Origin of the sequence: Mycobacterium terramassiliense (assembly GCF_900157385.1) — a bacterium.
In the GTDB taxonomy this organism is placed as follows: domain Bacteria; phylum Actinomycetota; class Actinomycetes; order Mycobacteriales; family Mycobacteriaceae; genus Mycobacterium; species Mycobacterium terramassiliense.
In genome coordinates this window covers 344,388-369,237 of record NZ_LT717699.1, presented here as the reverse complement: position 1 = coordinate 369,237, position 24,850 = coordinate 344,388, and the positions used below count along the sequence as shown (strand labels likewise).

25 protein-coding genes, 4 tRNA genes and 4 pseudogenes are annotated in these 24,850 nt (G+C 69.4%); 15 read left to right on the top strand and 18 right to left on the bottom strand.

Annotated elements, in window-relative coordinates; translation table 11 throughout:
* Nucleotides 1–28 precede the first annotated feature (28 nt).
* Both MTAB308_RS06000 and MTAB308_RS05995 read right to left on the bottom strand, forming a co-directional pair.
* The gene (locus tag MTAB308_RS06000; protein WP_077098590.1) at nucleotides 29–322 is read right to left on the bottom strand and encodes a hypothetical protein; all 294 of its coding nucleotides are present in this window, start codon (nucleotides 320–322) and stop codon (nucleotides 29–31) included.
* A 133-nt stretch (nucleotides 323–455) separates the two neighbouring features.
* Nucleotides 456–527: transfer RNA gene (locus tag MTAB308_RS05995), tRNA-Val, on the bottom strand.
* A gap of 176 nt (nucleotides 528–703) precedes the next feature.
* Here MTAB308_RS05995 and MTAB308_RS05990 point away from each other — a divergent pair.
* The 3 genes from MTAB308_RS05990 (at nucleotide 704) to MTAB308_RS05980 (ending at nucleotide 968) form a co-directional block, all read left to right on the top strand.
* A tRNA-Gly gene (locus tag MTAB308_RS05990) sits at nucleotides 704–776 on the top strand.
* 29 nt (nucleotides 777–805) lie between these two features.
* A tRNA-Cys gene (locus tag MTAB308_RS05985) sits at nucleotides 806–879 on the top strand.
* A 14-nt stretch (nucleotides 880–893) separates the two neighbouring features.
* Nucleotides 894–968, top strand: a tRNA-Val gene (locus MTAB308_RS05980).
* A 43-nt stretch (nucleotides 969–1,011) separates the two neighbouring features.
* Here the strand turns inward: MTAB308_RS05980 and MTAB308_RS29200 are convergent.
* From MTAB308_RS29200 to MTAB308_RS05970, 3 genes are all read right to left on the bottom strand, one after another.
* Nucleotides 1,012–1,155 carry a hypothetical protein gene (locus MTAB308_RS29200; protein ID WP_173842124.1) on the bottom strand — a complete coding sequence of 48 codons (144 nt, stop codon included), beginning with the start codon at nucleotides 1,153–1,155 and terminating at the stop codon, nucleotides 1,012–1,014.
* A gap of 123 nt (nucleotides 1,156–1,278) precedes the next feature.
* Complete coding sequence (locus tag MTAB308_RS05975; RefSeq protein ID WP_077098589.1) at nucleotides 1,279–1,587, bottom strand: hypothetical protein; 309 nt, start codon at nucleotides 1,585–1,587, stop codon at nucleotides 1,279–1,281.
* A 152-nt stretch (nucleotides 1,588–1,739) separates the two neighbouring features.
* Nucleotides 1,740–2,240, bottom strand: a complete 501-nt coding sequence (locus MTAB308_RS05970) for an Rv2253 family sensor-like surface protein (protein ID WP_077098588.1) — start codon at nucleotides 2,238–2,240, stop codon at nucleotides 1,740–1,742.
* A gap of 220 nt (nucleotides 2,241–2,460) precedes the next feature.
* Between MTAB308_RS05970 and MTAB308_RS05965 the strand changes: the two genes are divergently transcribed.
* The gene (locus MTAB308_RS05965; protein ID WP_077098587.1) at nucleotides 2,461–2,739 is read left to right on the top strand and encodes a hypothetical protein; all 279 of its coding nucleotides are present in this window, start codon (nucleotides 2,461–2,463) and stop codon (nucleotides 2,737–2,739) included.
* Between the two features lie 6 nt (nucleotides 2,740–2,745).
* Here MTAB308_RS05965 and MTAB308_RS05960 read toward each other — a convergent pair whose 3' ends face one another.
* A complete protein-coding gene (locus MTAB308_RS05960) occupies nucleotides 2,746–3,915 on the bottom strand; it encodes a glycosyltransferase (protein WP_077098586.1) in 1,170 nt (389 codons plus the stop codon).
* A gap of 89 nt (nucleotides 3,916–4,004) precedes the next feature.
* Between MTAB308_RS05960 and MTAB308_RS05955 the strand changes: the two genes are divergently transcribed.
* Nucleotides 4,005–4,931, top strand: a complete 927-nt coding sequence (locus MTAB308_RS05955; protein ID WP_077098585.1) for a cation diffusion facilitator family transporter — start codon at nucleotides 4,005–4,007, stop codon at nucleotides 4,929–4,931.
* Here the strand turns inward: MTAB308_RS05955 and MTAB308_RS05950 are convergent.
* On the bottom strand, nucleotides 4,925–5,803 hold the full coding sequence (locus tag MTAB308_RS05950) for an alpha/beta fold hydrolase (RefSeq protein WP_245831286.1): 879 nt from the start codon (nucleotides 5,801–5,803) through the stop codon (nucleotides 4,925–4,927). The genes MTAB308_RS05955 and MTAB308_RS05950 overlap by 7 nt on opposite strands.
* A 56-nt stretch (nucleotides 5,804–5,859) precedes the next feature.
* Nucleotides 5,860–6,486, bottom strand: coding sequence for a hypothetical protein (locus tag MTAB308_RS05945; protein ID WP_077098941.1), 627 nt, complete (start codon nucleotides 6,484–6,486; stop codon nucleotides 5,860–5,862).
* A gap of 105 nt (nucleotides 6,487–6,591) precedes the next feature.
* On the opposite strand from MTAB308_RS05945, the gene MTAB308_RS05940 reads away from it, so the two are divergent.
* The gene (locus MTAB308_RS05940) at nucleotides 6,592–7,614 is read left to right on the top strand and encodes a methyltransferase (RefSeq protein ID WP_083746442.1); all 1,023 of its coding nucleotides are present in this window, start codon (nucleotides 6,592–6,594) and stop codon (nucleotides 7,612–7,614) included.
* Between the two features lie 6 nt (nucleotides 7,615–7,620).
* Here the strand turns inward: MTAB308_RS05940 and MTAB308_RS28830 are convergent.
* From MTAB308_RS28830 to MTAB308_RS05920, 4 genes and pseudogenes are all read right to left on the bottom strand, one after another.
* Nucleotides 7,621–7,872, bottom strand: a pseudogene (locus tag MTAB308_RS28830) (DUF732 domain-containing protein); the annotation flags it as partial.
* Between the two features lie 121 nt (nucleotides 7,873–7,993).
* Complete coding sequence (locus tag MTAB308_RS05930) at nucleotides 7,994–8,932, bottom strand: cytochrome c oxidase assembly protein (protein ID WP_077098583.1); 939 nt, start codon at nucleotides 8,930–8,932, stop codon at nucleotides 7,994–7,996.
* Nucleotides 8,933–9,410: 478 nt separating this feature from the next.
* Complete coding sequence (locus MTAB308_RS05925; protein WP_077098582.1) at nucleotides 9,411–10,895, bottom strand: alanine/glycine:cation symporter family protein; 1,485 nt, start codon at nucleotides 10,893–10,895, stop codon at nucleotides 9,411–9,413.
* A gap of 114 nt (nucleotides 10,896–11,009) precedes the next feature.
* Complete coding sequence (locus MTAB308_RS05920) at nucleotides 11,010–11,342, bottom strand: DUF732 domain-containing protein (RefSeq protein ID WP_425436193.1); 333 nt, start codon at nucleotides 11,340–11,342, stop codon at nucleotides 11,010–11,012.
* A gap of 98 nt (nucleotides 11,343–11,440) precedes the next feature.
* On the opposite strand from MTAB308_RS05920, the gene MTAB308_RS05915 reads away from it, so the two are divergent.
* The 3 genes and pseudogenes from MTAB308_RS05915 to MTAB308_RS05905 all read left to right on the top strand — a co-directional run.
* The gene (locus MTAB308_RS05915; RefSeq protein ID WP_077098581.1) at nucleotides 11,441–12,190 is read left to right on the top strand and encodes a Clp protease N-terminal domain-containing protein; all 750 of its coding nucleotides are present in this window, start codon (nucleotides 11,441–11,443) and stop codon (nucleotides 12,188–12,190) included.
* Nucleotides 12,191–12,211: 21 nt separating this feature from the next.
* Nucleotides 12,212–12,721: a hypothetical protein gene (locus tag MTAB308_RS05910; protein ID WP_077098580.1), complete on the top strand. Its 510-nt coding sequence runs from the start codon at nucleotides 12,212–12,214 to the stop codon at nucleotides 12,719–12,721.
* A pseudogene (locus tag MTAB308_RS05905) lies at nucleotides 12,709–13,203 on the top strand (GNAT family N-acetyltransferase); the annotation flags it as partial. The gene MTAB308_RS05910 and the pseudogene MTAB308_RS05905, both read left to right, overlap by 13 nt.
* Here the strand turns inward: MTAB308_RS05905 and zapE are convergent.
* A pseudogene (gene zapE / locus MTAB308_RS05900) lies at nucleotides 13,187–14,279 on the bottom strand (cell division protein ZapE). The pseudogenes MTAB308_RS05905 and zapE sit on opposite strands and share 17 nt — an antisense overlap.
* 3 nt (nucleotides 14,280–14,282) lie before the next feature.
* Between zapE and MTAB308_RS05895 the strand changes: the two are divergent.
* The 4 genes from MTAB308_RS05895 to msrB are packed head-to-tail and all read left to right on the top strand — an operon-like array spanning nucleotide 14,283 to nucleotide 18,370.
* The gene (locus MTAB308_RS05895; RefSeq protein WP_245831284.1) at nucleotides 14,283–15,026 is read left to right on the top strand and encodes a pyrimidine reductase family protein; all 744 of its coding nucleotides are present in this window, start codon (nucleotides 14,283–14,285) and stop codon (nucleotides 15,024–15,026) included.
* A gap of 14 nt (nucleotides 15,027–15,040) precedes the next feature.
* Nucleotides 15,041–16,600 carry an alpha/beta fold hydrolase gene (locus MTAB308_RS05890; protein WP_077098577.1) on the top strand — a complete coding sequence of 520 codons (1,560 nt, stop codon included), beginning with the start codon at nucleotides 15,041–15,043 and terminating at the stop codon, nucleotides 16,598–16,600.
* A 19-nt stretch (nucleotides 16,601–16,619) separates the two neighbouring features.
* On the top strand, nucleotides 16,620–17,948 hold the full coding sequence (gene aftC / locus MTAB308_RS05885) for an arabinofuranan 3-O-arabinosyltransferase (protein WP_077098937.1): 1,329 nt from the start codon (nucleotides 16,620–16,622) through the stop codon (nucleotides 17,946–17,948).
* Between the two features lie 11 nt (nucleotides 17,949–17,959).
* A complete protein-coding gene (gene msrB / locus MTAB308_RS05880) occupies nucleotides 17,960–18,370 on the top strand; it encodes a peptide-methionine (R)-S-oxide reductase MsrB (protein ID WP_108637237.1) in 411 nt (136 codons plus the stop codon).
* 64 nt (nucleotides 18,371–18,434) lie between these two features.
* On the opposite strand, the pseudogene MTAB308_RS05875 reads toward msrB, so the two are convergent.
* The 5 genes and pseudogenes from MTAB308_RS05875 to hemE all read right to left on the bottom strand — a co-directional run bounded on the left by MTAB308_RS05875 (nucleotide 18,435) and on the right by hemE (nucleotide 23,278).
* Nucleotides 18,435–19,283, bottom strand: a pseudogene (locus MTAB308_RS05875) (endonuclease domain-containing protein).
* Nucleotides 19,284–19,390: 107 nt separating this feature from the next.
* A complete protein-coding gene (locus tag MTAB308_RS05870) occupies nucleotides 19,391–20,098 on the bottom strand; it encodes a class I SAM-dependent methyltransferase (RefSeq protein WP_077098936.1) in 708 nt (235 codons plus the stop codon).
* Nucleotides 20,099–20,142: 44 nt separating this feature from the next.
* Nucleotides 20,143–20,838 (bottom strand): hydrogen peroxide-dependent heme synthase, encoded by a 696-nt coding sequence (gene hemQ / locus MTAB308_RS05865; protein WP_077098575.1) that lies wholly within the window; start codon nucleotides 20,836–20,838, stop codon nucleotides 20,143–20,145.
* Nucleotides 20,839–20,843: 5 nt separating this feature from the next.
* Nucleotides 20,844–22,208 (bottom strand): protoporphyrinogen oxidase, encoded by a 1,365-nt coding sequence (locus MTAB308_RS05860; protein WP_077098574.1) that lies wholly within the window; start codon nucleotides 22,206–22,208, stop codon nucleotides 20,844–20,846.
* The gene (gene hemE / locus MTAB308_RS05855; protein WP_108637236.1) at nucleotides 22,205–23,278 is read right to left on the bottom strand and encodes a uroporphyrinogen decarboxylase; all 1,074 of its coding nucleotides are present in this window, start codon (nucleotides 23,276–23,278) and stop codon (nucleotides 22,205–22,207) included. The genes MTAB308_RS05860 and hemE overlap by 4 nt, the downstream gene beginning before the upstream one ends.
* Nucleotides 23,279–23,342: 64 nt before the next feature.
* Between hemE and MTAB308_RS05850 the strand changes: the two genes are divergently transcribed.
* Both MTAB308_RS05850 and MTAB308_RS05845 read left to right on the top strand, forming a co-directional pair.
* Nucleotides 23,343–24,149: an enoyl-CoA hydratase/isomerase family protein gene (locus MTAB308_RS05850; protein WP_077098572.1), complete on the top strand. Its 807-nt coding sequence runs from the start codon at nucleotides 23,343–23,345 to the stop codon at nucleotides 24,147–24,149.
* A 164-nt stretch (nucleotides 24,150–24,313) separates the two neighbouring features.
* The gene (locus tag MTAB308_RS05845; RefSeq protein ID WP_245831317.1) at nucleotides 24,314–24,850 is read left to right on the top strand and encodes a DUF3000 domain-containing protein; all 537 of its coding nucleotides are present in this window, start codon (nucleotides 24,314–24,316) and stop codon (nucleotides 24,848–24,850) included.

Genomic DNA, 24,850 nt, shown 5'->3' with positions numbered 1-24,850 from the left:
AACATCGCGCCCCCAGACTGTAACGCCCCTATGCGTACTGCAGCGTCGCGGTTCGGATGGTCTGCGCGACGTCGTCGACGAGACTGGCGAGTTGGTTCTGCAGGGCCGTGGTCGCCTCGGCTACGGATTTGTCGCAGAAGCGGCAGTGAATCGTGAACTGGGGCTGGTCCTGTTCGTCCGGCCAGAACCGGCGGGTACCGACTTGGGCGCCGGGGTCGTATTGGACCGCCTGATGCGGGGCTTCCTTGAGGATCCTGCCCACGGGGTGGCGCTGCGGGCATTCGAGTTTCAGCACGCCGATCCCCTCCTGGTTGGCTGCCATCGTCCACCGTCCTTACACACTGAAGAGCTGTCGGGTTAGGAGTAGTCGATCACGAAATCGCGGGGGGTGCTCGGGCTTCGACTCGGGTGCACATGCCGGCTGAAAAATTGCGCCTGCCGTGCAGGGATTCCGGTGGTCCCGGCTGGGATCGAACCAGCGACCTTCCGCGTGTGAAGCGGACGCTCTTCCACTGAGCCACGGGACCGGCGCCAAGGGGCGAACGGTGTCGAAGGGTAGCACGAATCGCACCGCGCCTAACTCGCCGCGTGCGTCGCCGGGCGCGCTAGCCTAGAGCGGCAACGTCACCAAGAGATTTGTGCGGTCCCGCTCGATTGGACTATCGTCGTCCTTCGCAACGGGCGACGATCTCGCCCGTTGCGCGCGGACGTAGCGCAGTTGGTAGCGCATCACCTTGCCAAGGTGAGGGTCGCGGGTTCGAATCCCGTCGTCCGCTCGAAGGTGCAAGTGGCATCAATCCCCAGCGGTGGAGTGGCCGAGTGGTGAGGCAACGGCCTGCAAAGCCGTGCACACGGGTTCGATTCCCGTCTCCACCTCCAGATTTGACCCCCCGGCGCGATTAGCTCAGCGGGAGAGCGCTTCCCTGACACGGAAGAGGTCACTGGTTCAATCCCAGTATCGCGCACCAGAGTATTCGCAGGTGGGCTATGGTTTCGAACCCCGGTGCCCGCTCACCAACCCCACTCGTCATCGTCCAGCACATCGACGGTGAGATCGTTGTCGGCGGCCCCTTTCGTCCCGTAGAGGAAGGTCAGCATGGTCCGGTCGTCATCGAGGGGTTCGGTCGCTACGACGGTCGCGTGCCCGATCTTCATGCGGATCCTGTCCCCGGGCTTCAATTCGCCAACGCGTCTAAGGGGCACGCTCAACCATCAACGCCAGTGGAACCGCGAATGCGCAGCCGCCGCGTTGGCGCGACACCGTCGCGTTCGCCGGGCCTATGGGTTCTCCTCGATGACGCACTGCACAATCGCGTCGGCGGCGCGCTGGTCGAATCCCATCCCCGCCACTTTCTGAGCCTCCGCCGCCGGGGAAACCCCAGACTTGAGATCCTGCTGGATGAGCCCGACTCGGTTCATGTTTTGCGGGTCGGGTTCGGTTAGCGGAAGTTGCGTAATGTTGGCCACGCAGCGCCGATAACCGCTGAGGTCGGCGTGTGCGGACGGCGCCCCCAGCGGCAAAAGCGGGGCGATGACCAGGGCCGCGTTGGCCACGCCGACCGCGGCGGCGACATGAGTGAAACGCATGTTCGGATAATATCGCCGAACCCGCCGCAAGCAAAGGGCCATTCAACACAACCGCGCGGTCAAATACGTTGCTACGCAGAGCAATCCGTCAGGCGAATTGCGTTGGGCCGCAATGCTTCGCGGGTTTGCTGACGATCGGAGCCGAAAGCGCCTCAAACCCGGTCGGCCGTCATGTACTCCTCAATCCAGCCCTGGCACGCGCCGCTCGAGATGTCAGCGTGCATGACGCCGGACAACGAGCCGTTGGGTTGGGGCGTGTAGCGCACCTCGGCATGGGCGGGATTCCATTGAATCGTGGTGTCGGGCATCATGCAGTCCCACTGGAAATCGCTGTCTTGCTTCCAGGACGACCCGTCCCAGGTGAATTGGACCGGCTGCGGAACCGTCGGGTTGGTCGGCGGAGGGCCGCTGACGATCGTGGCGACACACTTGCCGTTCGAGCAGCTCGAGCGGAACCCGTAGGTCACGGTGTGCTGCACCTCGGGGTCACCGACGGCCATGCTGGTCCCGGACTTCGGGGCGACCATGAACGTGACCGCGTACTGGCCGTTCCAGGAGGGGTTGTCGGCGAAGGCGGTAGGGGCAAGCGACAGGGCGATGACGAGCGGCGCGGCGCCGACACCGACAAGTCCGCACAGACCGGTTGGGGCCATCGGTTTCTCCTCTGGGTCCGCAGCAACGGTGGGACGGAAGCGCCAGCTTCTTGGAGGTGTACCCAATCTGTCACCTTAAGCCGCGTTCACACGCCGCCGGGCAAGTACAAGGAATTCGCAAGTGGTCGGCGCTAACGTTCCCCCCGAGCGCGTCGAAGAACGCTTTCGAGTGGATGCGGCACGAGGCGACGCGGCACAAGAACAGGGAGGAGAAGACAGCGTGAGCAACAAAGTGATGCGGGCGGTCGCCGGGGCGCTGCTGTCCGGCGCCGTCGCCGCGGTCGGCGTCGGGCTGTCCGCCGGTACCGCCCAGGCGATCTGCGACCCGATCTGCCACCACCAATGGTGCCCCGGGCAACCGTTACCGAATTCCAGCGAACCGATCGGTTGGGACAGAAACGTCTGTCACGACTGGTATTACGCGCCCGGGCCCGGCAGCCATGTCATCGAGGGAGTGCCCGCGCCGGGGCCGGGAGGCAGCGGCTTCCCACTTCCATAGGCCGGCTCAGCCGGCGCGGGCGGCGTCCTCCAACAGATCAGCGGCGCGGGCAACGCTGTCGACGGACCGAGTTACCCGACCGGCCAGCTCGCGGGCGCGGCCAGCGTAGCCGGGCGCGAGGACGCGGCGCAGGTCCGCGACCAGCGTCTCCTGGGTGGTGGCCCCGAACTGCCGCCCGAAACCGACCCCGAGTCGCTCGAGGCCGGCGGCCCAGAGGGGCTGGTCGAGCCAGAGCCACAATGCCAGCGCGGGGATGCCGGCCCGCAGCCCCGCCGCCGTGCTGCCGGCGCCGCCGTGGTGAACCACCGTGCGGCAGGCCGGCAGGACGGCCGCGTGGTTCACCCCCTCCACCACCTTGAGGTGGTCGAAACGCGGAACGTCGGCGAAGTCATTGGGACCGCTGCAGATCAGCGCCCGCTCCCCCAGCTGTGCGCAGGCCGCGCCGACGATGGCGACGAGGTCGGCGGCGGCCGAGATCGGCGTGCTGCCCAGGCCGAGGCAGATCGGCGGCGTCCCCTCCGCGATCCACGCCAGGACCTCCTCGTCCGCGTCCGTCGGTGACTCGAGCGTCAGCGCGCCGACGAAGGGCCGCCGGCCACCGGATTGCACCCAGTCGGCGGCCGGTCCGGGCAGGCAAAGCTCGTCGTAGGCCTGGATTTCCAGTGGGGTGCCGGAGGATTCCGCCGACTCCGGCAAGCCGAGCGCCCGACGCTGGGCCGCGGCCACTTCCCTCGTCAGCCCCGAATACAGCGCCCCACCGGACAACAACCGCGCCGGGAAGAAGTGCAGCGCGGCCAGCGGGATGCCGCGGTACTCCGCGACGGCGGCGGCAACCTCCTGCTCGTTGATGCCCGCCAGCAGCAGGTCGGCGCCCTCGGCCAGCGACGTGAGCGTCGCGGTCTTGTCCGTCCAGACCCGCGTGAGATGTTCCATGACCGCGGGCACGGCGCTGATCGGGTTGCCAGCCGTGCGGACGACTTGAGCGGCCGAGTCCATTTGCTCCCGCGTGTCCGGCCCGTAGGCGACCGCGGTGACCCCCGCCGCGTCGACGAAGGCCATCTTGTCGGGCGAGACCGCCATCCGCACGTCGTGCCCCCGGCGCAGCAGCTCCCGGCCGACGGCGGCGCAGGGTTCGACGTCGCCCCGGCTTCCGTAGCCGGCCAGCACGAACTTCACCGGCGGAACCGTAGCATTGAAGTCGTTGCGGCACAGCGCTGCCCGCGGTCGGCTTGAGCCCCAACGCTCTTGGGGGCATATTAGTTGGCATGCATGCGATCAGCGGAGTCCGCGACCCGGCGGCGAGTTTCCCCCTCGACACGGTGACAGACGACGCGCACGAGCGTCGCCAGGCCAACCGCGCCGTGGCGGTCAGCGCCGCCGGCCTGGCCCTGACCGGCCTCGTCGAACTGGCCATCGCGCTGGTGTCGGGATCGGTGGCACTGCTCGGCGATGCGCTGCACAACCTGTCCGACGTTTCGACCAGCGCCCTGGTGTTCGTGGGTTTCCGGGCGTCCCGCAGGATCCCCACCGAACGCTACCCCTACGGCTACGAGCGCGCCGAAGACCTCGCGGGAATCGGTGTGGCGCTCGTGATTTGGGGCAGCGCGGCCGTCGCCGGGTTTGAGAGCGTCACCAAGCTGCTGCGTCACGGCGCCACCGGGCACCTGGGCTGGGGCATCGCCGCGGCGGCCGCCGGCATCGCGGGCAACCAGCTGGTGGCGCGATACAAGCTGGCGGTGGGCCGGCGGATTCGCTCGGCGACCATGGTGGCCGACGCGAAACATTCCTGGCTCGACGCGTTGTCCTCGGCCGGGGCGATGCTGGGCCTGATCGGCGTGGCGATCGGCTGGGCGTGGGCGGACGCGGTCGCCGGAATCGTCGTCACCGCGTTCATCTGCCACGTCGGCTGGGAGGTGACGGCCGACATCGCGCACCGGCTGCTCGACGGCGTCGACCCCGAGATCATCGCGACGGCCGAGACGGCGGCCGCCGCGGTTGCCGGTGTGATGCACGCGCACGCCCGCGCGCGCTGGACCGGGCGGACCCTACGGGTCGAGGTGGAGGGCTTCGTCGACCCGAAAACCCCGCTCGCAGAGGCCGATCAGATCGGTCGCAGCGTGGCGGCCGCGCTGGCGCCACGGATCCCCGAGATGCACAGCTTCACCTGGAGTGCGCGCGCCGCGACTCAGTGAAACGATTCGACGACCTCGATCAGCTCATCGGGCGCTTCCCAATTCAGTAGGTGGCCGGCGTCGGGCACGCTCACCAGCCGCGCCCCGGGGACACCGTCGGCAAGCCGGCGCGAATGACTTTGCGGCGTGGTGCGATCCGCGGTGCCGACCATGACCACGGTCGGCACCCGTATTTCGCCGAGCCGCGGGTATCGATCCTCCCGCGAGAAAGCCCGCACGATCGGCAGCAGGGGCCCGTGCTCGTCCAGGTGTTGGTTGAACGCCTCCATGAAGACCGACACCATCGCCGGCGACGGGCGCGCCCCGCACTGCGCGGCACCGAACAGCGCGGCGACGGTCGGGTTGCGCACGAGCGATTGCAGGATGCCGAGTTGCAGCAGCGGGATCTGCAGCCGGTTCTGCGGGGCGCCGTCCAGGATCCGGCCCGCCCACGTCGCGAACAACACCAGCCCGCGCAACCGGCGCGCCAGGTCGGCGTGGTCGAGCACCGCACGGATGCTGACGAATCCGCCCATCGAGTGGCCGACGAGCACGCCGTCGTGAACGTCGAAATGCTGGAGGACCGCGGCGAGGTCGGCCGCCATGGGTTCGGATCCGATTCCGTCGGAGCCAAGGGTGGAGCGCCCATGGCCGCGCTGGTCGAAGGCGATGACGCGAAACCCCCGCGCCTGCAGCTCGTCCCACACCAGATTCCACTCGAGGACGCGGGCGGTGTAGCCGTGGACGAGGATCACCGGCGGCCCCTGCCCCGCGGCCACAGCGCTGAGCACCGTGCCGTCCGGGCGCTCGATGAGGACGTGCTCACCCTCCGGCTCCGCCGTAAGCCGTTCGCGCGGAAAGGGATCCGGGTTGCGTCGTATCCGGGCCGCCACCGCCCGCGCGCCGCCCCAGCCCAACAGCCCGGCCGCGCCGAGCGCCGTGACGGCCTTCAGGAGGGCAGCCCGCTCTTGATGGCCGCGTCCTGCTTCTTCGCGAGGTCGAGAACGAAGTCCGGTTGCAGCGCATCGTTTGGCGCGCTTTCGAATTCAAGGACCGTGAAGACCTTGCCCTCGGTGAACATCACGATCGCCTTCGACTTCGAGCCGTCCGGCGACGGGCCCACCGCCAGCTGGCCGCTGGTGCCGACGTCGGCCGGCGTCGGGGCGGCCTTGACGCTGAGCTCCTGAATCCCCTTGGCGCTCTGGTCGAGCGCCTGCGAGGCCGCGCCGGCGTCGGCATAGACGTAGATGGTGTCGTCGATCTTGCGGTTACCGCCCTGATTCATGAACACGCCTTCTGTTCCCGCCGGGTTGGGCACCGGCAGCGTCTGGAACAGGGTGAAGGTGTCGCCGGGCACCACGATGTCGGTCGGCTTGATCAGCAGGTTGCTGTAGTCGGAGGGCTGCGCGGCACCGGTGCTCGACGTCGGTGACGCGGCCGACGACGACGCGGCGGAGGTCGACGTCGCCGACGACGTTGACGACGCCGGGCCCGACGACTTGTTGCTGCCGCAGCCCGCGACGCCGACGATCAGGGCGCTCGCCACCAGGCCGGCTGCCATCACCGATACCTTCATCACCATTTGGCTCCTTCGGGCGCGGTCGGCAGGCGCCGACGTCTCGGCGCAACATAGCGGACCGCCGCGGCCTTGGCCACCCGAGACACGTGGGAGACTCCGCACATGACTTCACCCGACGGAACGACCGCTTCCCCGGCGGAGGTAATGCAGGAGCTGATCCTCGCCGCGTGGGTTTCGCAGGGCATCACCGCCGCCGCCGACCTTCGCGTCGCGGACGCGCTGTCCGCGGGACCGCTGCCGCTCGACGAATTGGCCGGCAAGGTCGGGGCCGATCCCGACGCGCTGGGCAGGCTGCTGCGGGCCCTGATCGGCCAAGGCATCTTCGCGCGACGCGACGACGGCCGCTACGAGCTGACCCCGATGGCCGAGCTGTTGCGCTCCGATGCCCCGGTGTCCATGGCGCCGATGGCGCGCTTCATCGGCGCGCGGCAACACCGCGAGCATTGGAGCCTGCTGACGGAGGCGATCAAAACCGGGACCTCGGTCGTTCCCGGACTGCGCGGCAAGGAATTCTTCGACTACCTCGGCGACGAGCCCGAGTTCGGCCAGATCTTCAACGACGCCATGACGGGCATGTCCGGGTTGTCGATCGGACCCGTCGTCGAGGCCTACGACTTCACCCGGTTCGCCACCATCGTCGACGTCGGCGGCGGCCACGGCCGGCTGCTCGCCGCGATCCTGGCAGCGGCACCCGACGCCCAAGGGGTGCTGTACGACCTGCCCGAAGTGCTCGCGGGCGCACCGGCGCTGCTGCGGGAAACCCATGCCGAACGGGTCCGGCTTGCCGAGGGTTCATTCTTCGACAGCGTCCCGACCGGCGCCGACGCCTACGTTCTCAAGCACATCATCCACGACTGGGACGACGACGCGTCGCTGCGGATCCTGCGGAACGTGCGGTCGGCCGCCCCCGCCGGCGCCGCGTTACTGCTCGTCGAGACCGTCATCCCCGAAGACGACAGCGGGTCGATCGCCAAGTGGACGGACATGGAGATGCTGATCGTCAACAATGGCCGCGAACGCACCGCCACCGAGTACCGCCGCCTGTTCGATGCGGCCGGATTCGAGATGGTCGGCGTGGTCGACACCGCCTCGCGGTTCAGCATCATCGAGGGCCGCGCGGTTTAGCCGGGGCTAATCGCCGGCCGCACCCTCGGGTTTGGGGCCGCGACCTTCGCCGGTGATGTACTTGGGGCAGTAGGCACCGAGGGCGATCACCGTGAATTTGGCCGCGCCATTTTCGCTGAACCCGTTGCGCTGCTGAAGGTTCCCGATGATTTCGTCCTCGGACGATCCGGTGTCCTCCAACTGGCACAGCGTCTTGGCGGCCGATATCGCGGCGTTGGGATCCTGGTAGGTGATTCCGGCGAATCTGAGCGCGGCGAGGAAGTCGGCGTCGGTCGCCGGATCGGTGGTGGGGTCTTGGTCGGCGTGCGCCCCCCCCCCGCAGCACTTTCATGACCTCGTGATCGTCCCAGACTCGCGGCGGACCCGCATCCCGGGCGGGCTAGCCGCGCCGGAACCGTTCGCGCAGCTCGGGGTCGTTCTCCCACCACAATCCCGACTGCGCGGCGGCTTCGCCCTGATCCGCTTCCGCCGCGTCCAACTCGGCGTCGACCTCAACCGCGTGCGCCTTTTCGTCGCGGGACAGCGCGCGCATCAGCAACAGGACGAACGGCCAACCGACCAGGTCCCCGAGGATCCAAACGACGCCGGCGCCGATCGTCTGGTCGAGCCGCTGATCCGGCCCCCACGAGCGGTGCAATGCCGCGTAGTACGCCGCACCGATCAAGGAACCCTGCCAGATGACCAAACCCAGCACGCCGTCGCCAAGCGCCTCGGCGACCGTGATGAGCAACGAGATCGCCTGGGGGTACCTGCGGGGAACGGGATCCGCTTGCAGTCGAGCGTAGAAATAACCAAAACCGATGGCCACCAACATGATACGCGTGGTTGCGCCGATCCATTCGTGGTCGAGGGACGCCGGGTACCAGGGTGTGAGGTAGAGCAGCCACGGCGTGCCCAGCATCGCCAGCGACGTGGTCAACGGATGGGCGAGCACGCGCGCGAACCGGGTCGCCAACAGCCGGTCGACGCGGTCGCGCCCGGCCGAGTCGAGCGCGTCGCGCACCACGGTGACCGGCTTGCCCTGCGCCAGGAAAAACGGCGCGACGTAGAGCAGCACCAGCACCTGCAGTGCGCGCATCCAGAACAGGGCGTAGGCGTAGGCGCCGACCGCGCTCATGGTCGCCAGCGCCCACAGCGCGACGCCGGTCCCAAAACAGCCGACCTGCGCGGGCCCGACCGGTCGCTCCACGCTTCGGCCCCGCCGGTAACACCATGCATATGTGGTGGCCACCACCACAATGACCGCTGCGGAGACCAGGTCCAGACGCCAGGTCTGGACCAGGGCGGCCCACGTCAGCGGCCCCGGATCGGCGCGCATGACCACATAGCCTATTGCCGCGAGTCGCCGCGGCAACGGGCGCGACGGCCGGCCACCGGGCTGGTTCGTCGGAGCTGACCGAACGCCGCCAGTCGTTCGCCGCGGCGTCGCCGGCGAGGCTCCCGTGTAGATTGGTTGGTAGGCCGTTCGTGTTGGGCCTGCCACCTTGGGCATTTTGTCCGCAGATGAGCAGCTCAGAACCGATCGTGCTGCTCTCGACAGATCAACGTTTTCGCCCAAACCCACCAATTTAAGGACCCCGCCCGATGAATTCATCGGATTTGTTTTCACATCGCTACGAGCCCGAGGTTGTGGCCGACAGCGATCGTGACCCGGAACCGACTCAACTTCCCGTCTTTTCGGATCGCCCCGCAACGGATTACTCGGCCAAGCCGCCCCGCTGACGCGTGGGCCGCATCGTGAGCGAGCCAGCCTAGCGAAAGCCCTTGCGCGTCAGCGCTTCTTGGCCCGGCGTCGGCTAAGCCGCCGGCCGGCTCATCCGCAAGGACTCGGGCAGGGCGCCGACCGGGCGGCGCTCCGGGATTTCCCAGATGTCGCCGTCGAGATCACCGGGCAGCCCGGCCGCGCTGGCGACGAAGACCGGCATCACGCCCCGAGCGGACTGCCGCTGAAAATCGCGCACCGCCGCGAACGCCCACTTGCCCAACAGGCAGATCGCGACCAGGTTGGCGATGGCCATCAGCGCCATCGCGAGATCGGCGAGCGCCCAGACCACCGTGAGTTGAGACATCGCGCCGAAGACGATGGCCATGAGGGTCACGACTTTCAGGACGTTGATCGCCAGGTGGCGGCCGCCCAGGAAGAACAGGTTGGCCTCGGCGCAGACGTAATTGCTGAGCACCGAGGCGAACGCGAAGACGAAGACGACGGCCGTCATCAGCACCGTGGTCCACGATCCGAGGCCGACGGCGATCGCCGACTCGGTCAGGCTCGCCCCGGCCACCGCTCCGGTGTGGGCCGGATCGTAAACGCCAGGGCCCGACATCAGCACGATGAACGCGGTCGCCGTGCAGATCACCATGGTGTCGACGAACACGGCGAGCGACTGAATCAGCCCCTGCTCCACCGGATGGGACACCGTCGCCGTGCCCGCGATGTTGGGCGAACTGCCCATGCCCGCCTCGCAGGCGAACAGCCCGCGCTTCACCCCGGTCAGCATGGCCGTCGCGATGCCGCCGGCGAAGCCGCCCGCCAGCTGGCGGATTCCGAACGCGCCGCCGACGATCTCCTCGATGACGGCCGGCAGTGCCGTGATGTTGACCGCCACAATGGTCAGCGCCAGCAGCGCATACATCACCGCGACGACCGGGATGATCAGTTCGGCGACCTTGGCGACCCTGCGCACCCCGCCGAACAGCACCGACCCGGCCAGCACCGCCAAAGCCGCTGTCGTCCAACCGACGTCGACGCCGTGCGACGACTTCAACACGCCGCTGATCGCGTTGGTCTCCACCATGTTGAACGCGGTGGAGAACGCCACCACCAGTAGCACGGCGAACAAGACGCCGCCCGTCCGCGAGCGCAGGCCGCGCTGGATGTAGAACGCCGGGCCGCCACGGAAGGCGCCGTCGGCGGAGCGGACCTTGAAGATCTGGGCGAGCGTGGCCTCGATCAGCGCCGTCGCCATGCCGACCGCGGCCACCACCCACATCCAGAAGATCGCGCCGGGCCCGCCGACGGTGAGGGCGATCGCGACGCCGGCGATGTTCCCCGTACCCACCCGCGAAGCAAGGCCGACGCAGAAGGCCTGAAAAGAGGAGATCCCACCGTCTTGGCGGTGGGATCTGCGGAGCTGGCGAAGCATGCGGCCGAAGTACCGGATCTGAATGAATCGGGTGCGCACCGTGAAATAGATGCCGACGCCAAGAAGCAGGTAAACGAGGACGTGGCCATTCAGGGCATCGCTCAGCGGGTCGATCAGTTGCGCCTGAACGAAGTCCAAATCGCGTCCTTAGCTGGGCCGTTGTTTGACAGCAGCGTAAATGCGAAATGTTGACGACAGGTTTCGTTAACCGGGCGTTGGCGGACGGGTATGTAAAAAACCGATGACGGGGCGTTATGCGCCGCCGTCGACCTTCGTGCTGGTGACCGGCAGGGATTGGGGGCAGTACACGTTGGCCGCGATCGCCGTGAACCTGGCGGCGTTGTCGCCGTGCAGTCCGGGGTTCTGCGACTGGACGGTCTTGACCACGTCCGCCATCTGCGTGCCCCTGCCCACCGCCTGGCACACCCATCGTCCGGCCCCGATGGCCGCGCCCGGGTCCGGAAAAGTGATGCCCGCCGCGCGCAGCGAGGCGAGGAAGGCGTCGTCGTCGTAGTCTGCCCGCGCCGGACCGGCCAGGCCGACCAGGGCGGCGAGGCTGATCATCGTCAGGAGCAGCGGTTTCACGGCCCACTGATCGTCGCAGAAGGAGGGCTGTTTCGCACCCCACATCGGCGTCAACCTGAGGTTGACACGATCGCTATCGTCAACCTAGTGTTGACGGCATGTCCGAACCGACGCCGATCGCCTATCCCGTCCGCCTCGACGAGCTGATCAACACGATCAAGCGGGTGCACCCGGACGTGCTCGACCAGCTCGCCGACGCCGTGCTGGCCGCCGAGCATCTGGGCGAGATCGCCGACCACCTGATCGGGCACTTCGTCGACCAGGCCCGCCGCGCGGGGGCATCGTGGACCGACATCGGCAAGAGCATGGGCGTCACCAAACAGGCCGCCCAGAAGCGGTTCGTCCCTCGCGCCGAGGCCACCACGCTGGACCCCGAACAGGGCTTCGGGCGCTTCACGCCGCGGGCGCGCAGTGCGGTGGTGGCGGCCCAGAACGCCGCGCACGAAGCCGGCAACGGCGAGATCAGGCCGGACCATCTGCTGCTCGGTGTGCTCAGCGACCCGGCCGGGCTGGCCACGCTGCTGCTGCAACGGCAGAAGGTCGACATCGAGGCGCTTCGGGCCGCCATCACCATGTCCATTGCCGCCCTCCCGGCGGCTGCCGAACCGCCCGAGCTCATCCCGTTCAGCGGGCCCGCGCGCAAAGCGCTCGAACTGACCTTCCGGGAGGCGCTTCGGCTGGGCCACAACTACATCGGCACCGAACACCTGCTGCTGGCGCTGCTCGAACTCGAGGACGGCGCCGGGCCGCTGCACCGATGCGGGGTCGACAAGGACCGGATTGACGACGATGCCGCGGCGGTGCTCGAAGCACTGGCCAGCGGCAAGAACCCCTCCCCCTCCCCGTAGCGTGTGTGCGATCATGCGAGGATGCACCGCTGGCTGATCGCCTTGTCTGTCTTGCTGGTTGCGGCCGCGAACCTCGCGGCGCCGCGCGCGTGGGCCGGCGACGCGCCGATCGGCCACATCGGTGACACCTTGCGGGTGGACACCGGCACCTACATCGCCGACGTCACCGTCAGCAGCGTGGCCCCGTGCGACCCACCCCCCGGATTCGGCTATACCCGCAGCGGCGTGCCGATCAAGAGCTTTCCCGGCAGCACCCCCAACCGCGCCGACGTGACGATCCGGGCGATCCGGGTGCCCAATCCGTTCATCATGGCGACCGAATTCGCCTTCGACGGAGTGACCCCGTTCGCCGACGCCTACACACCGCGCGCCACCGACGCGCCCGACGCGCTGGACAACGTGCTCGTCAACGCGCCGAACGGGGCGATCGTGCGCGGCGGGGTGTATTGGGACGCCTACCGCGACCCGGTCTCGACCGTCGTCCTGCTGGACAAGAAGACGGGCACCCACCTCGCCCAATGGAATCTCTGACGCTCGCGACGGGCTCGGTCGACGCCGGGGAGCTGGCCGCCGTTGCGGCGCAAACCTTTCCGCTGGCCTGCCCGCCCGCGACGGCTCCCGAAGACATCGCGTCGTTCATTGACGCCAACCTGTCGGCGGAGCGTTTCGCCGACTACCTGGCCGATCCGGACCGCGCGGTCATCACCGCGGCGCGGGGCGGCCGAATCATCGGCTACGCCATGCTCATTCGTGACGCGACCGACGACGCCGCCGAGCTGTCAAAGATCTACGTGCTGGCCGAGCATCACGGCGGCGGGGTCTCGGGGGCGCTGATGGAGCTGGCACTGGCCACGGCCGAGGGGTGGGGCGCGCGGCGCGTGTGGCTGGGCGTCAACCAGGCGAATCAACGCGCACAACGCTTTTACGCCAAGAGCGGTTTTACGATCAGCGGCACCAGGACCTTTCGGGTGGGCAGCCGTACCGAGAACGATTACCTCATGGTTCGCGAGCTCGGGTCAGCGCCACCAGCCGTGACGTCGCCCGCAGATACTTTTTTCGATAGCCGCCCGCCAGCATCTCCTCGCTGAAGATGCTGTCCAGCTTGGCGCCCGAGGCCACCACCGGGATGCCGGCGTCATAGAGCCGGTCGGTCAGCGACACCAACCGCAGCGCGACGTTCTGGTCGTCGATGGCGTGCACGCCGGTGACGAACACCGCCGTCACGCCCTCGATCAGCGCCAGGTACCGCGACGGGTGCATGGTGGCCAGGTGCGCGCACAGCGCGTCGAAGTCGTCCAGCGTCGCCCCGTCGACCCGTGCCGCGCGCGCAGCCACCTCCTCGTCGGACGGCGGCTGCGGCGCCGGCGGCAGGCCGCGGTGCCGGTAGTCGGGCCCCTCGATTCGCACGGTGGTGAAAATGCTTGCCAGCGTGTGGATCTCGCGAAGAAAATCCTGGGCGGCGAAGCGGCCCTCGCCGAGTTGCTCGGGCAGCGTGTTGGAGGTCGCGGCCACCGACACGCCCCGCTCGACCAACGACGACAGCAGCCGGGAGATGAGGGTGGTGTTGCCGGGGTCGTCGAGTTCGAACTCGTCGATGCACACCGCGGTGTAATCGGCCAGCATCTCAATGCATTCGACGAACCCGAACACGCCGGCGAGCTGGGTGAGCTCACCAAAGGTGCCGAACGCCTTGGGAGTTGGTGATTCCGGTCCCCCGCCGGGCAGCTGGTAATAGGCCGAGGCGAGCAGGTGTGTCTTGCCCACGCCGAAGCCGCCGTCGAGGTAGAGGCCGACCCCGGGCAGCACGGCCCGCCTTCCGAACAGTTTGCGGCGGCCGGCCCGGTGCTCGACCGCCCGCCGGCAGAAGTCCTGACAGGCCTGGACGGCGGCGGCCTGGGTCGGCTCCGCCGGGTCCGGGCGATAGCTGGCAAAGCTCACGTCGGCGAACGTTGGCGGCGGCCGCAATTGGGCGATGAGTCGCTCCGGCGACACACTCGGATGCCGGTCCACCAACCGCGGCACGGGGCCTGCCGCATCGGCAGAGGTGGACCCGTGCATGCACCGAACTGTAGCGACGTGCTGCAATCAAGCCATGCTGACGCTGCTCGGGTCCGCCCGCGACCTCGACGACGGCGAACTTTCCCGGCTCTACGGATATCCGGACAGCGACGGCACCTGGCTGCGGGCGAACTTCATCACCAGCCTCGACGGCGGCGCCACCGCCGACGGCAGCAGCGGCGCGATGGGCGGCCCGGGCGACCGGCACATCTTCAACCTGCTGCGCGAACTGGCCGACGTGATCGTGGTCGGCGCCGGCACGGTGCGCATCGAGGGATACTCCGGCGCGCAGCTCGCCGTCGCGCAGCGACAGGAGCGGCAGGCCCGCGGGCAAAGCGAGGTCCCGCCGCTGGCGGTCGTCACCGGCTCGGGTCGCCTCGAACCGGACCTGGCCGTGTTCACCCGGACCGAGGTGCCGCCCCTGGTGCTCACCTGCGCGGCGGTGGCCGAGGAGACCCGAAGCCTCATCGGGGACCGGTGCGAGGTCGTCGACTGCTCCGGCGACGATCCCGGCAAGGTCGACGAGGTTGCCCTGCTGGGCGCGCTCGCGGCGCGCGGCATGCGCCACATCCTGACCGAGGGCGGACCGACGCTGCTCGGGGCGTTCATCGAGCGCGACCTGCTCGACGAGCTGTGCCTGACGATCGCGCCGTATCTCGTCGGCGGGCTGGCGCGGCGCATCGCGGCGGGCCCGGCCCAGGCGATGACCCGGATGCGCCGTGCCCACCTGCTCACCGACGAGGCCGGCTACCTTTACGGCCGCTACGTCAAGGCCTAGCTACTGTGGTCGGCATGAGGCGGCAGATCGCATCGGCCACGGTGCTGCTCGCGGTGACCGCGCTGGTGGCCGGCTGCGTTCCCGGCCTGGCCGCGGACCCGCGCTTCGCGACCGACTCCGGCGCCCGCCCGCAGGGCGTGGCCCCGAGCAAGCCGCCCCCCAGCGGTCCGCCGCCGATCGCGGCGCCCAAGAACGACCTGGCCTGGCGCGACTGCACGTCGAAGGTCTTTTCCGACGCGGCCGTCCCCGCGGCGCCGGGCGTGCAGCTGGATTGCGCGACCTACGACAGCGACCTCGACCCCGTCAACGGCCAGGGCGGAAGCCTGACCATCGGAGTGGTGCGCGCCCGCTCGAACCAGACGCCGCGCGACGCGGGACCGCTCGTCCTCACCACCGGCTCGGACCTGCCGTCGTCCACACAGTTGCCCGTGTGGCTGGCCCGGGCGGGCAGCGACGTGCTGCAAACCCACCCCGTCGTCGCCGTGGACCGGCGCGGCCTGGGCATGTCGAGCCCCATCGACTGCCGCGACCAGCTCGACCGCCAGGCGATGCGCGACCAGGCGCAATTCCAGGCGGGCGACGACCCGGTCGCCAACCTCTCCGACATCTCCAACACCGCCACCACGAACTGCACCGACGCCGTCGCCCCGGGGGCGTCCTCCTACGACAATTCGCACGCCGCCTCCGACCTCGAGCGGCTGCGCACGCTGTGGGACGTGCCGGCGGTCGCGCTGATCGGGGTCGGCAACGGCGCCCAGGTGGCGCTGGCCTACGCCGCGTCGCGGCCCGACCGGGTCGCCCGGCTGATCCTCGACTCCCCGATCGCCCTGGGCGTCAACGCCGAAGCGGCCGCCGAGCAACAGGTCAAGGGCCAGCAGGCCGCGCTCGACGCGTTCGCCGCCCAGTGCGTCGCCGTCAACTGCGCGCTGGGCCCCGACCCGAAGGGCGCCGTCAGCGCGCTGCTGGCCGACGCGCGCGGCGGCAAGGGACCCGGTGGCGCCTCGGTGGCCGGGGTCGCCAACGCCATCACCACCGCGTTGGGCTTCCCGTCCGGCGGCCGCGTCGCCGCCACGACGAGCCTGGCCAACGCGCTGGCCGCCGCCCGCTCCGGCGACGCCAACCAGCTGAACAACCTGATCAACCACGCGTACGCCGTCACCGACTCGGACGGCCAGTTCGTCAGCGCCTGCAGTGACGCCATCAACCGCCCCACCCCCGACCGAGTGCGCGAGCTGGTCGTGGCGTGGGCCAAGCTCTATCCGCAGTTCGGCACCGTCGCCGCACTCAACTTGGTCAAATGCGTGCACTGGCCCACGATCCCGCCGCCGGCCCCGCCGAAAAGCCTCAAGGTCGACGTCCTGGTGTCGGGCGTGCAGAACGACCCGATCGTCGGCACCGAGGGGGTCGCTCAGACGGCGGCCACCATCATCAACGCCAACGCGGCCAGCAAGCGGGTGATGTGGCAGGGCATCGGTCACGGCGCCAGCATCTACTCGCCCTGTGCGGTCCCGCCGCTGATCGGCTACCTCAACAGCGGCAAGCTGCCCGGTACCGACACCTACTGTCCCGCCTGACACTTCGCGGCTCGTGCCGGTGTACGGTGCGCTGGTGACCGCAGCTGACTCGACCCGAACCGGCCTGCGCGACGGGATCCTGGCCGCCTTTCGTCCCCGCACCGGCGCCCCGAGCACCGCGACGATACTGCGCTCGGCGCTGTGGCCGGTGGCCATCATGTCGGTGCTGCACCGCAGCATCGTGCTCACCCTCAACGGCAACATCACCGACGACTTCAAACCGGTGTACCGCGCGGTGCTGAACTTCCGGCACGGCTGGGACATCTACAACGAGCACTTCGACTACGTCGACCCGCACTACCTGTACCCGCCCGGTGGCACGCTGCTGATGGCGCCCTTCGGCTACCTGTCCTTCACGCCGTCGCGCTACCTGTTCATCCTGATCAACACCGTGGCCATCCTGCTGGCCTGGTATTTGTTGCTGCGCCTGTTCAAATTCACGCTGTCCTCGGTGGCCGCGCCCGCGCTGCTGCTGGCCATGTTCTGCACCGAGAGCGTGACCAGCACGCTGGTGTTCACCAACATCAACGGCTGCGTGCTGCTGGCCGAGGTGCTGTTCCTGCGCTGGCTGCTGGACGGCAAGGTCGGGCACCAGTGGTGGGCCGGCCTGGTCATCGGGCTCACGCTGACGCTCAAACCGGTGCTCGCGCCGCTGCTGTTGCTGCCGCTGCTGAACCGCCAGTGGCGCACGCTGGTGCCCGCGGTCGTCGTCCCGATCGCCATCAACGCGGCCGCGTGGCCGTTGGTCAGCGACCCGATGGACTTCGTCACCCGCACGATGCCCTACATCGGGGGCGTCCGCGACTATTTCAACAGCTCGATCGAGGGCAACGGCGTGTACTTCGGGCTGCCCACGTGGTTGATCGTGTTCCTGCGGGTGCTCTTCACCGTGCTGGCGATCGCCGCGTTGTGGCTGCTGTACCGCCACTACCGCACCCGCGACCCGCTGTTCTGGTACGCCAGCTCGTCGGGCGTGCTGCTGCTGTGTTCCTGGCTGGTGCTGCCGCTGGCCCAGGGCTACTACTCGATGATGCTGTTCCCGTTCCTGATGACCGTGGTGCTGCCCAACTCGCTGATCCGCAATTGGCCGGCGTGGCTGGGCATCTACGGCTTCATGGCGCTGGACGACTGGCTGATTTACCGCTACATGAGGTATGGCCGCGCGCTGCACTACCTGAAGATCACCTACGGCTGGTCGCTGCTGCTGATCGTCGCGTTCACCGTGCTGTACTTCCGCTATCTGGACGCCAAGGCCGAGAACCGGCTGGATTCCGGGATCGACCCGGCGTGGCTGACGGCCGAGCGGGAGCGGCGCGGTGATCGCGAGAGCGCTAGCGTGGACGCATGACATCCCCCGACTTGTCGCGCCCCAAGGTGCAGCTGTCCGACGACGAGTGGCGCCGAAAGCTGAACCCGCAGGAGTTCGAGGTGCTGCGCCGCGCCGGCACCGAGCGGCCGTTCACCGGCGAGTACACCGACACCAAGACCGAGGGCGTCTACCAGTGCCGGGCCTGCGGCGCCGAATTGTTCCGCAGCACGGAGAAATTCGAGTCGCACTGCGGCTGGCCCTCGTTCTTCGACCCCGCGAACTCCGACGCGGTGATCCTGCGCCCGGACCACTCGATGGGCACGACGCGCACCGAGGTGTTGTGCGCGAACTGCCACAGCCACCTGGGCCACGTGTTCGCCGGCGAGGGCTACCCCACCCCGACCGACCAGCGCTACTGCATCAACTCGATCTCGCTGCGGCTGGTGCCGACGGGCGGCTAGCCCCACTTCCCGTTCCGCGACATATAACCAGTTGCGACGACACGCCGACGCGCATCGCAACCGCTTATGTCTCGCGGCATCCGCGGCCGATGAGTGCGTCGCGCACGCGTCGCACGACGTCCGCCGGCGTGTCCTCGGCGATCACCCTGATCACGATCCAGCCCAGTGCTTCGAGCCTGCGTATCCGCCACTGGTCTCGGGCATACTGGCGGCGGTCGGTGCGGTGCTGGTCACCGTCGTACTCGGCGGCCACTTTGTATTTCTCCCAGCCCATATCGAGGACGCCGACGGTTCGTCAGTTCTCATTCACCGGTATCTGTGTCTCGGGAGCCGGCAGCCCGGCATCGATCAGCAAGAGGCGCAGCCACGTCTCCCTGGGCGACGCGGCACCCGCATCGATCAGCGGAAGCGCCCTGCGTAGCCGCCGCAGGCCGCGCGCACCCGGGTACCGCTTGGCCAGCAGCCACACCTGTCCGACGCGAAACGGTGTCGCCCGCATCAGGGCGTCGAGTCGCGCCACCGCCTCGCCCGTGGGCAATTGCCTGGCCAGGTCGAACGCCGTGCGCGCAACGGTGGTCACCGGCAGACCTACGGCGCGGGTGACCTCATCCCGCTGAACTCGCTGATTACGGGTGATCACGCCGGCCGGAGCGTGCTGGTTGCGCCAGATCAACTCGATGGGGACGTCGTCGTCGATCCAGCGCGCGCCGTGCAGCGCCGCCGCGGCCAGGCCGGCCACGACACCGCGTCGCCCCGACCACAGCCACGCCGCAACCGATCGCGTTCGCAGCGACGGCGTCGCGCACTCCGCGAGAAAGACATCGGGATAGATCGCGCGAAACCGTTTGCGCAATCGGTAGGGACTCAGCCGCCCCTGCCGCACCGCCTCGCTGCCGATGAACACCTCGTCCACAAACGGAAGACGTCGTTACCCGGCGGCGGGATCCCCCAGACATCAACCGTTGCGACACGTCTCGGCGTGTCGTCGCAGACGTTTATGTGTCGCGACAAGCCGGGAGGCTAGTCCACCCTCGTCGCGTGAACCTCCCAGAACGGGGCGTGCACCCGGCCCCCCTCCAGCCACGGCTCCATCGCCCGGAAGCGGTCCAGCAGCGCCTGCGCCTGGTCGGCCGTGTCCGGGTTTCGCGCGGCCATCATCTCGATCGTCTGGGTGCTCATGTTGACCAGATAGGTCGTCGGGCCGAGGTAGGTGATCTCCCACCCGCCGACTGGAAGCACCTCGCGAAAGTCGTCCTCGGACAACGACCGCATCATTTTGAAGCCGTTGACGTCGTGCTCGCCGAATTCGAACATGTACAGCCGCGCCCCCGGCTTGGTCGCCCGGCGCAACGCCTGCACGTACGCGTGCTGCAGGTCCTGGTCGGTGCTGAAGGTGTGATAGAAGGCGCAGTCGACGACCGTGTCGAACCGGTTGTCGAATCCCTCCAGCTTGGTGGCGTCGGCCAGCTCGAAATTCACTGATACACCGGCCTTTTGGGCGTTTTCGCGAGCCCGTTCGAGGGCGCCGGCCGAACCGTCGATGCCGGTCGCCGAGTAGCCCTTCGAGGCGTAGTAGATCGCGTGGTGGCCGGGACCGGTACCCGGGTCGAGCACCTCGCCCTTGACCGCGCCCAGCGCGACCAGCCGCCGCACCACCGGCTGCGGGCCGCCGATGTCCCACGGCGTGGCGGCGGGCAGGCCGTGCGACGTCCGGTCGTCGCGGTACATCTCCTCGAAGCGGGCGGGATCGGTCGGGTCGAAGGGTGCGGTTGTCACGGCAGCGCCGCCACCAACTGCTCGACCGGCACCCGGGGCCCGGTGAAAAACGGCGTCTCTTCGCGGGTGTGGCGGCGCGCGTCGGTGGCGCGCAGCTCACGCATCAGGTCGACGATGCGGTCCAGTTCGGGGGCCTCGAAGGCCAGGATCCATTCGTAGTCGCCCAGGGCGAACGCCGGGACGGTGTTGGCGCGGACGTCCTTGTATTCGCGCGCGGCCATGCCGTGCTCGGCGAGCATCCGGCGGCGTTCCTCGTCGGGCAGCAGATACCACTCGTAGGACCGCACAAAGGGATACACGCAGATGTAGGCGCCGGGCTCCTCGCCGGCCAGGAACGCCGGGATGTGGCTCTTGTTGAACTCGGCGGGCCGGTGCAGCGCGACGCTGCTCCACACCGGCGCGCTGGCCCGCCCCAGGGTGGTGGTGCGCCGGAAGTCGGCGTAGGTGGCCTGCAGCGCCTCGATGCGTTCGGCGTGGGTCCAGATCATGAAATCGGCGTCGGCGCGCAGCCCCGCCACGTCGTAGAGGCCGCGCACCACGACGCCGCGCGCCTCCTGCTCCTTGAAAAACCGGGCCGCGTCGTCGATCACGGCATCGCGCTCGTCTCCGAGCTCGCCGGGCCGCACGGAGAACACCGAGAACATCAGGTAGCGCAACTGCGAGTTCAGGGCGTCGTAGTCGAGTTTGGCCATGGCTCCTATCGTGCCACTTCCGCGCGCAGTGCCTCGATCGCGCGTCCGGCCGCCCCGACGCACGCGGGCACCCCGATCCCGTCGAGATAGCTGCCGGCCACCGCCAGCCCCGGCGGCAGCCCGGCCCGCAGCTCGGCGACGACGTCCGCGTGGCCGGGACCGTACTGCGGCATCGCGTCGATCCAGCGCTGGACCCGGGCGTCGACGGGGTCGACGGTCAGCCCGAACACGTCGACCAGGTCGCTCAGCGCCCAGCCCAGCAGTTCGTCATCGGTGCTGCCGGCGGCTGAATTTTCCGGGTCGTCGCCTGCCCGCCCGAACGACAGCCGCAGCAGCTGGGTGTCGCCGCGGGTCCCCCATTTGCGCGACGACAGCGTGATCGCCTTGGCGCGCAACGGTTCCCCGCTGGCCGCCAGCACGCCGGAGCAGTGCGGGAACGCGGTGTCGGCGGGCACCGCGAGCGCCACCACCGCCGACGACGCGCTCTCGATCCGGCGCGCGGCGGCGGCGGTGCGCGGCGCCACCTCGGCGACCAGCGCCGCCAGCCGAGGGGCCGGGATGGCCAAGACCACCGCGTCGGCGTGCCAGCCTGCGCCGGTGTCGTCGAGCAACGCCCAGCCCGGCCCGGCGGGTTCGAGCCGTTGCACCGCGGCGCGCACCCAGCGCGGCCGGGCGCGCGCGACGAGCTCGTCGATCAGCACCCGGTAGCCGCCGTCGATCGCCCCGAACACCGGCGCGCCGGTGTTCGGGGGCAGCCCGTTGGCGACGGCCTCGGTCAGGCTGGTGGCCCCGCGGTCCAGGGCCGCCGCGACGCTGGGGGCCGCCGCGCGCAGGCCGATGGTCGCCGCGGAGCCCGCGTACACCCCGCTCAGCAGCGGATCCACCGACCGGGCCACGACCTGCGGGCCGAACCGCTCGCCGACCAGTTCTGCCACGGCGGGATCGCTGCCGGGCCGCCAGCCCAAAGGGCGGCCGGGCTCGGCGTCGATGCGTGCGACCGTCGCCGCGTCGACCAGTCCGGCCACCGACGCGGACGACGCCGGGATCCCGACGACGGTTCCGGTGGGCAGCGGGTGCAACCGCCGCTGGCTGTAGATCAGCGGCCGGGCGCCGGTGGTGGCCAGCTGTCGATCCGACAGGCCCAGCTCGGCCAGCAGCGCCGGCATCTCGGGCCGGCGCAGCACGAACGCCTCGGCGCCCACGTCCATCGCCTGCCCGCCGACCCGCTCGGTGCGCAACACGCCGCCGAGCCGGTCGGCGGGCTCGAACAAGGTGATCGTCGCGTCGTCACCGGCGACCGCGCGCAGCCGGTATGCCGCCGTTAGCCCCGAAATACCGCCGCCCACAACGCAATACGAGCGGACCGTCATAGCGAGTGGACCAGAGCAACCAGGTCGGTCAGGATGGCGGGATCGGTCTCGGGCAGCACCCCGTGGCCCAGGTTGAACACGTGGCCGGTCGCGCCGGCGTCGACCGCGCGGCGCCCGTCGTCGATGACGGCCCGCGCGCTGCGTTCGACCACCGGCCAGCCCGCCAGCAGCACCACCGGATCGAGGTTGCCCTGCAGCGCCGTGCCGGGCTCGACCCGGGCGGCGGCGTCGGCCAGCGAGGTGCGCCAGTCCACCCCGACGACCGTGGCCTGCCGCGGCTTCATGCCGCATTTCAGCGCCGACGACATCGCGCCCAGCAGTTCGGCGGTCCCCACCCCGAAATGCGTCATGGGCACGCCGTAGTCGGACAGCGTGGCGAACACCCTCGAGCTGTGCGGCAGCACGTAATGGCGGTAGTCGGCCAGCGACAGCGTCCCCGCCCACGAGTCGAACACCTGGATCGCGTCCACCCCGGCCTCGAGCTGCCCCCGCAGGAACGCGATGGTGAGGTCGGTCAGCTTCGACATCAGCGCATGCCAGCTGTGCGGCTCGGCCAGCATCATCGCCTTGGTGCGGGCGTGGTTGCGGCTGGGGCCGCCCTCGACGAGATAGGACGCCAGCGTGAACGGCGCCCCGGCGAAACCGATCAGCGGGACGTCGCCCAGCGCCCCCACCAGCAGCGAGACCGCCTCGCTGATCGGCGCAATCGCTTGAGGCTCAAGGGGTTTCATCGCTTCGATGTCGGCGTCGCTGCGCACCGGGTGGGCGATGACCGGACCGACGTCGGCGACGATGTCCAGTTCGACGCCGGCGGCCCGCAGCGGCACCACGATGTCGGAGAACAGGATCGCCGCGTCGACGCCGTGGCGGCGCACCGGCTGCAGCGTGATCTCGCAGGCCACCTCGGGCTCGAAGCAGGCCGCCAGCATGCTGTGCCGCTCCCGCAGCGCCCGGTATTCGGGCAGCGAGCGCCCGGCCTGGCGCATGAACCACACCGGCACGTGGGCGGGCTTGCGTCCGCTGGCGGCGGCCAGATACGGCGACTCGGGCAGGTCACGGCGGGCACGCACGGGGGTGTTCATCAGCCTCAATGCTGCCACGAGTGCCGATCGGCGCTTGCGTAACATCGAACCCGTGCCGATCAGCTACGACGAGTTCCCCAGCCTTCGCTTCGAACCCGCCGAGAACGGCGTGCTGACCCTGGTGCTCGACTCCCCCGGGCTGAACTCCGTCGGGCCGCAGATGCACCGCGACCTCGCCGACGTCTGGCCGGTGCTCGACCGGGACCCCGCCGTGCGCGTCGTCCTGGTCCGCGGCGAGGGCAAGGCCTTCTCCTCCGGCGGCAGCTTCGACCTGATCGACGAGACCATCGGCGACTTCGAGGGCCGGATCCGCATCATGCGGGAGGCCCGCGACCTGGTGCTCAACATGGTCAACTTCGACAAGCCCGTCGTCTCGGCGATCCGGGGCCCCGCCGTCGGCGCCGGCTTGGTGGTGGCGCTGCTCGCCGACATCTCGGTGGCGGGCCGCACCGCGCGGTTCATCGACGGGCACACCAAGCTCGGGGTGGCCGCGGGCGACCACGCCGCGATCTGCTGGCCGCTGCTGGTCGGCATGGCCAAGGCCAAGTACTACCTGCTCACCTGCGAAACCCTGCTGGGCGAGGAGGCGGAGCGCATTGGCCTGGTCTCCACCTGCGTCGACGACGACGACGTGCTGGCGACGGCCACCCGCATCGCCGAGGACCTGGCCCGGGGCGCGCAAAACGCCATCCGCTGGACCAAGCACAGCCTCAACTACTGGTACCGCATGTTCGGCCCCACCTTCGAAACGTCGCTCGGGCTGGAATTCCTCAGCTTCGGCGGGCCCGACGTCCGGGAGGGTCTCGCCGCGCACCGCGAAAAACGCCCGGCCCGATTCGACGCGGGAACCGCCCCCTGAGCAGGCAGTATGGCCTCCTGCGGGCCCCGGTGAGCGCTGGTAACGGCTTGGTCGCGACGGGCGCGAAATGCGGCGCGCCTGTTTCGGCGTGTCGGGTGATGGGTCTAGCGTCGAACGCTGTGACGTCAGCTGAACCGGCCCCCTTCCGCGAGGCGGTCGTGGCGATGAACGCCGTCGCCGTGCGGCCGGAGATCGAGCTGGGCCCGATCCGTCCGCCGCAGCGCCTGGCGCCGTTCAGTTATGCGCTGGGGGCCGAGGTCAAACACCCCGACCTCGAGATCGTCCCGGAGCGGTCCGAGGGCGACGCGTTCGGCCGGCTGATCCTGCTCTACGACCCGGACGGCGCCGACGCCTGGGACGGGACCATCCGGCTGGTCGCCTACATCCAGGCCGACCTCGACCCCACCGAGGCCGTCGACCCGCTGCTGCCGGAGGTGGCGTGGAGCTGGCTGGTCGACGCGCTGGAATCGCGTCTCGAGCGCACCACCGCGCTGGGCGGTACCGTCACCGCCACCACGTCGGTGCGCTACGGCGACATCTCCGGGCCGCCGCGCGCCCACCAGCTCGAACTGCGGGCGTCCTGGACGGCGACCACCCCCGAAGTCGGCGCGCACGTCGAGGCGTTCTGCGAAGTGCTGGAGCACGCCGCGGGCCTCCCGCCGACCGGGGTCACCGACCTGAGCTCGCGGTCACGCGCCTGA

Bases quoted from the DNA above. Each gene is read 5' to 3' on its own strand.
- MTAB308_RS05845 (WP_245831317.1), top strand. From the start codon at position 24,314: ATGAACGCCGTCGCCGTGCGGCCGGAGATCGAGCTGGGCCCGATCCGT.
- MTAB308_RS05890 (WP_077098577.1), top strand. From the start codon at position 15,041: ATGAGGCGGCAGATCGCATCGGCCACGGTGCTGCTCGCGGTGACCGCG.
- MTAB308_RS29200 (WP_173842124.1), bottom strand. From the start codon at position 1,155: ATGAAGATCGGGCACGCGACCGTCGTAGCGACCGAACCCCTCGATGAC.
- MTAB308_RS05955 (WP_077098585.1), top strand. From the start codon at position 4,005: ATGCATGCGATCAGCGGAGTCCGCGACCCGGCGGCGAGTTTCCCCCTC.
- MTAB308_RS05975 (WP_077098589.1), bottom strand. From the start codon at position 1,587: ATGCGTTTCACTCATGTCGCCGCCGCGGTCGGCGTGGCCAACGCGGCC.
- MTAB308_RS05910 (WP_077098580.1), top strand. From the start codon at position 12,212: ATGCACCGCTGGCTGATCGCCTTGTCTGTCTTGCTGGTTGCGGCCGCG.
- MTAB308_RS05945 (WP_077098941.1), bottom strand. From the start codon at position 6,486: ATGAAGGTATCGGTGATGGCAGCCGGCCTGGTGGCGAGCGCCCTGATC.
- MTAB308_RS05870 (WP_077098936.1), bottom strand. From the start codon at position 20,098: ATGTACCGCGACGACCGGACGTCGCACGGCCTGCCCGCCGCCACGCCG.
- MTAB308_RS05940 (WP_083746442.1), top strand. From the start codon at position 6,592: ATGACTTCACCCGACGGAACGACCGCTTCCCCGGCGGAGGTAATGCAG.
- MTAB308_RS05970 (WP_077098588.1), bottom strand. From the start codon at position 2,240: ATGGCCCCAACCGGTCTGTGCGGACTTGTCGGTGTCGGCGCCGCGCCG.
- MTAB308_RS05915 (WP_077098581.1), top strand. From the start codon at position 11,441: ATGTCCGAACCGACGCCGATCGCCTATCCCGTCCGCCTCGACGAGCTG.
- MTAB308_RS06000 (WP_077098590.1), bottom strand. From the start codon at position 322: ATGGCAGCCAACCAGGAGGGGATCGGCGTGCTGAAACTCGAATGCCCG.
- hemQ (WP_077098575.1), bottom strand. From the start codon at position 20,838: ATGGCCAAACTCGACTACGACGCCCTGAACTCGCAGTTGCGCTACCTG.
- MTAB308_RS05860 (WP_077098574.1), bottom strand. From the start codon at position 22,208: ATGACGGTCCGCTCGTATTGCGTTGTGGGCGGCGGTATTTCGGGGCTA.
- MTAB308_RS05895 (WP_245831284.1), top strand. From the start codon at position 14,283: ATGCTGACGCTGCTCGGGTCCGCCCGCGACCTCGACGACGGCGAACTT.
- MTAB308_RS05930 (WP_077098583.1), bottom strand. From the start codon at position 8,932: ATGCGCGCCGATCCGGGGCCGCTGACGTGGGCCGCCCTGGTCCAGACC.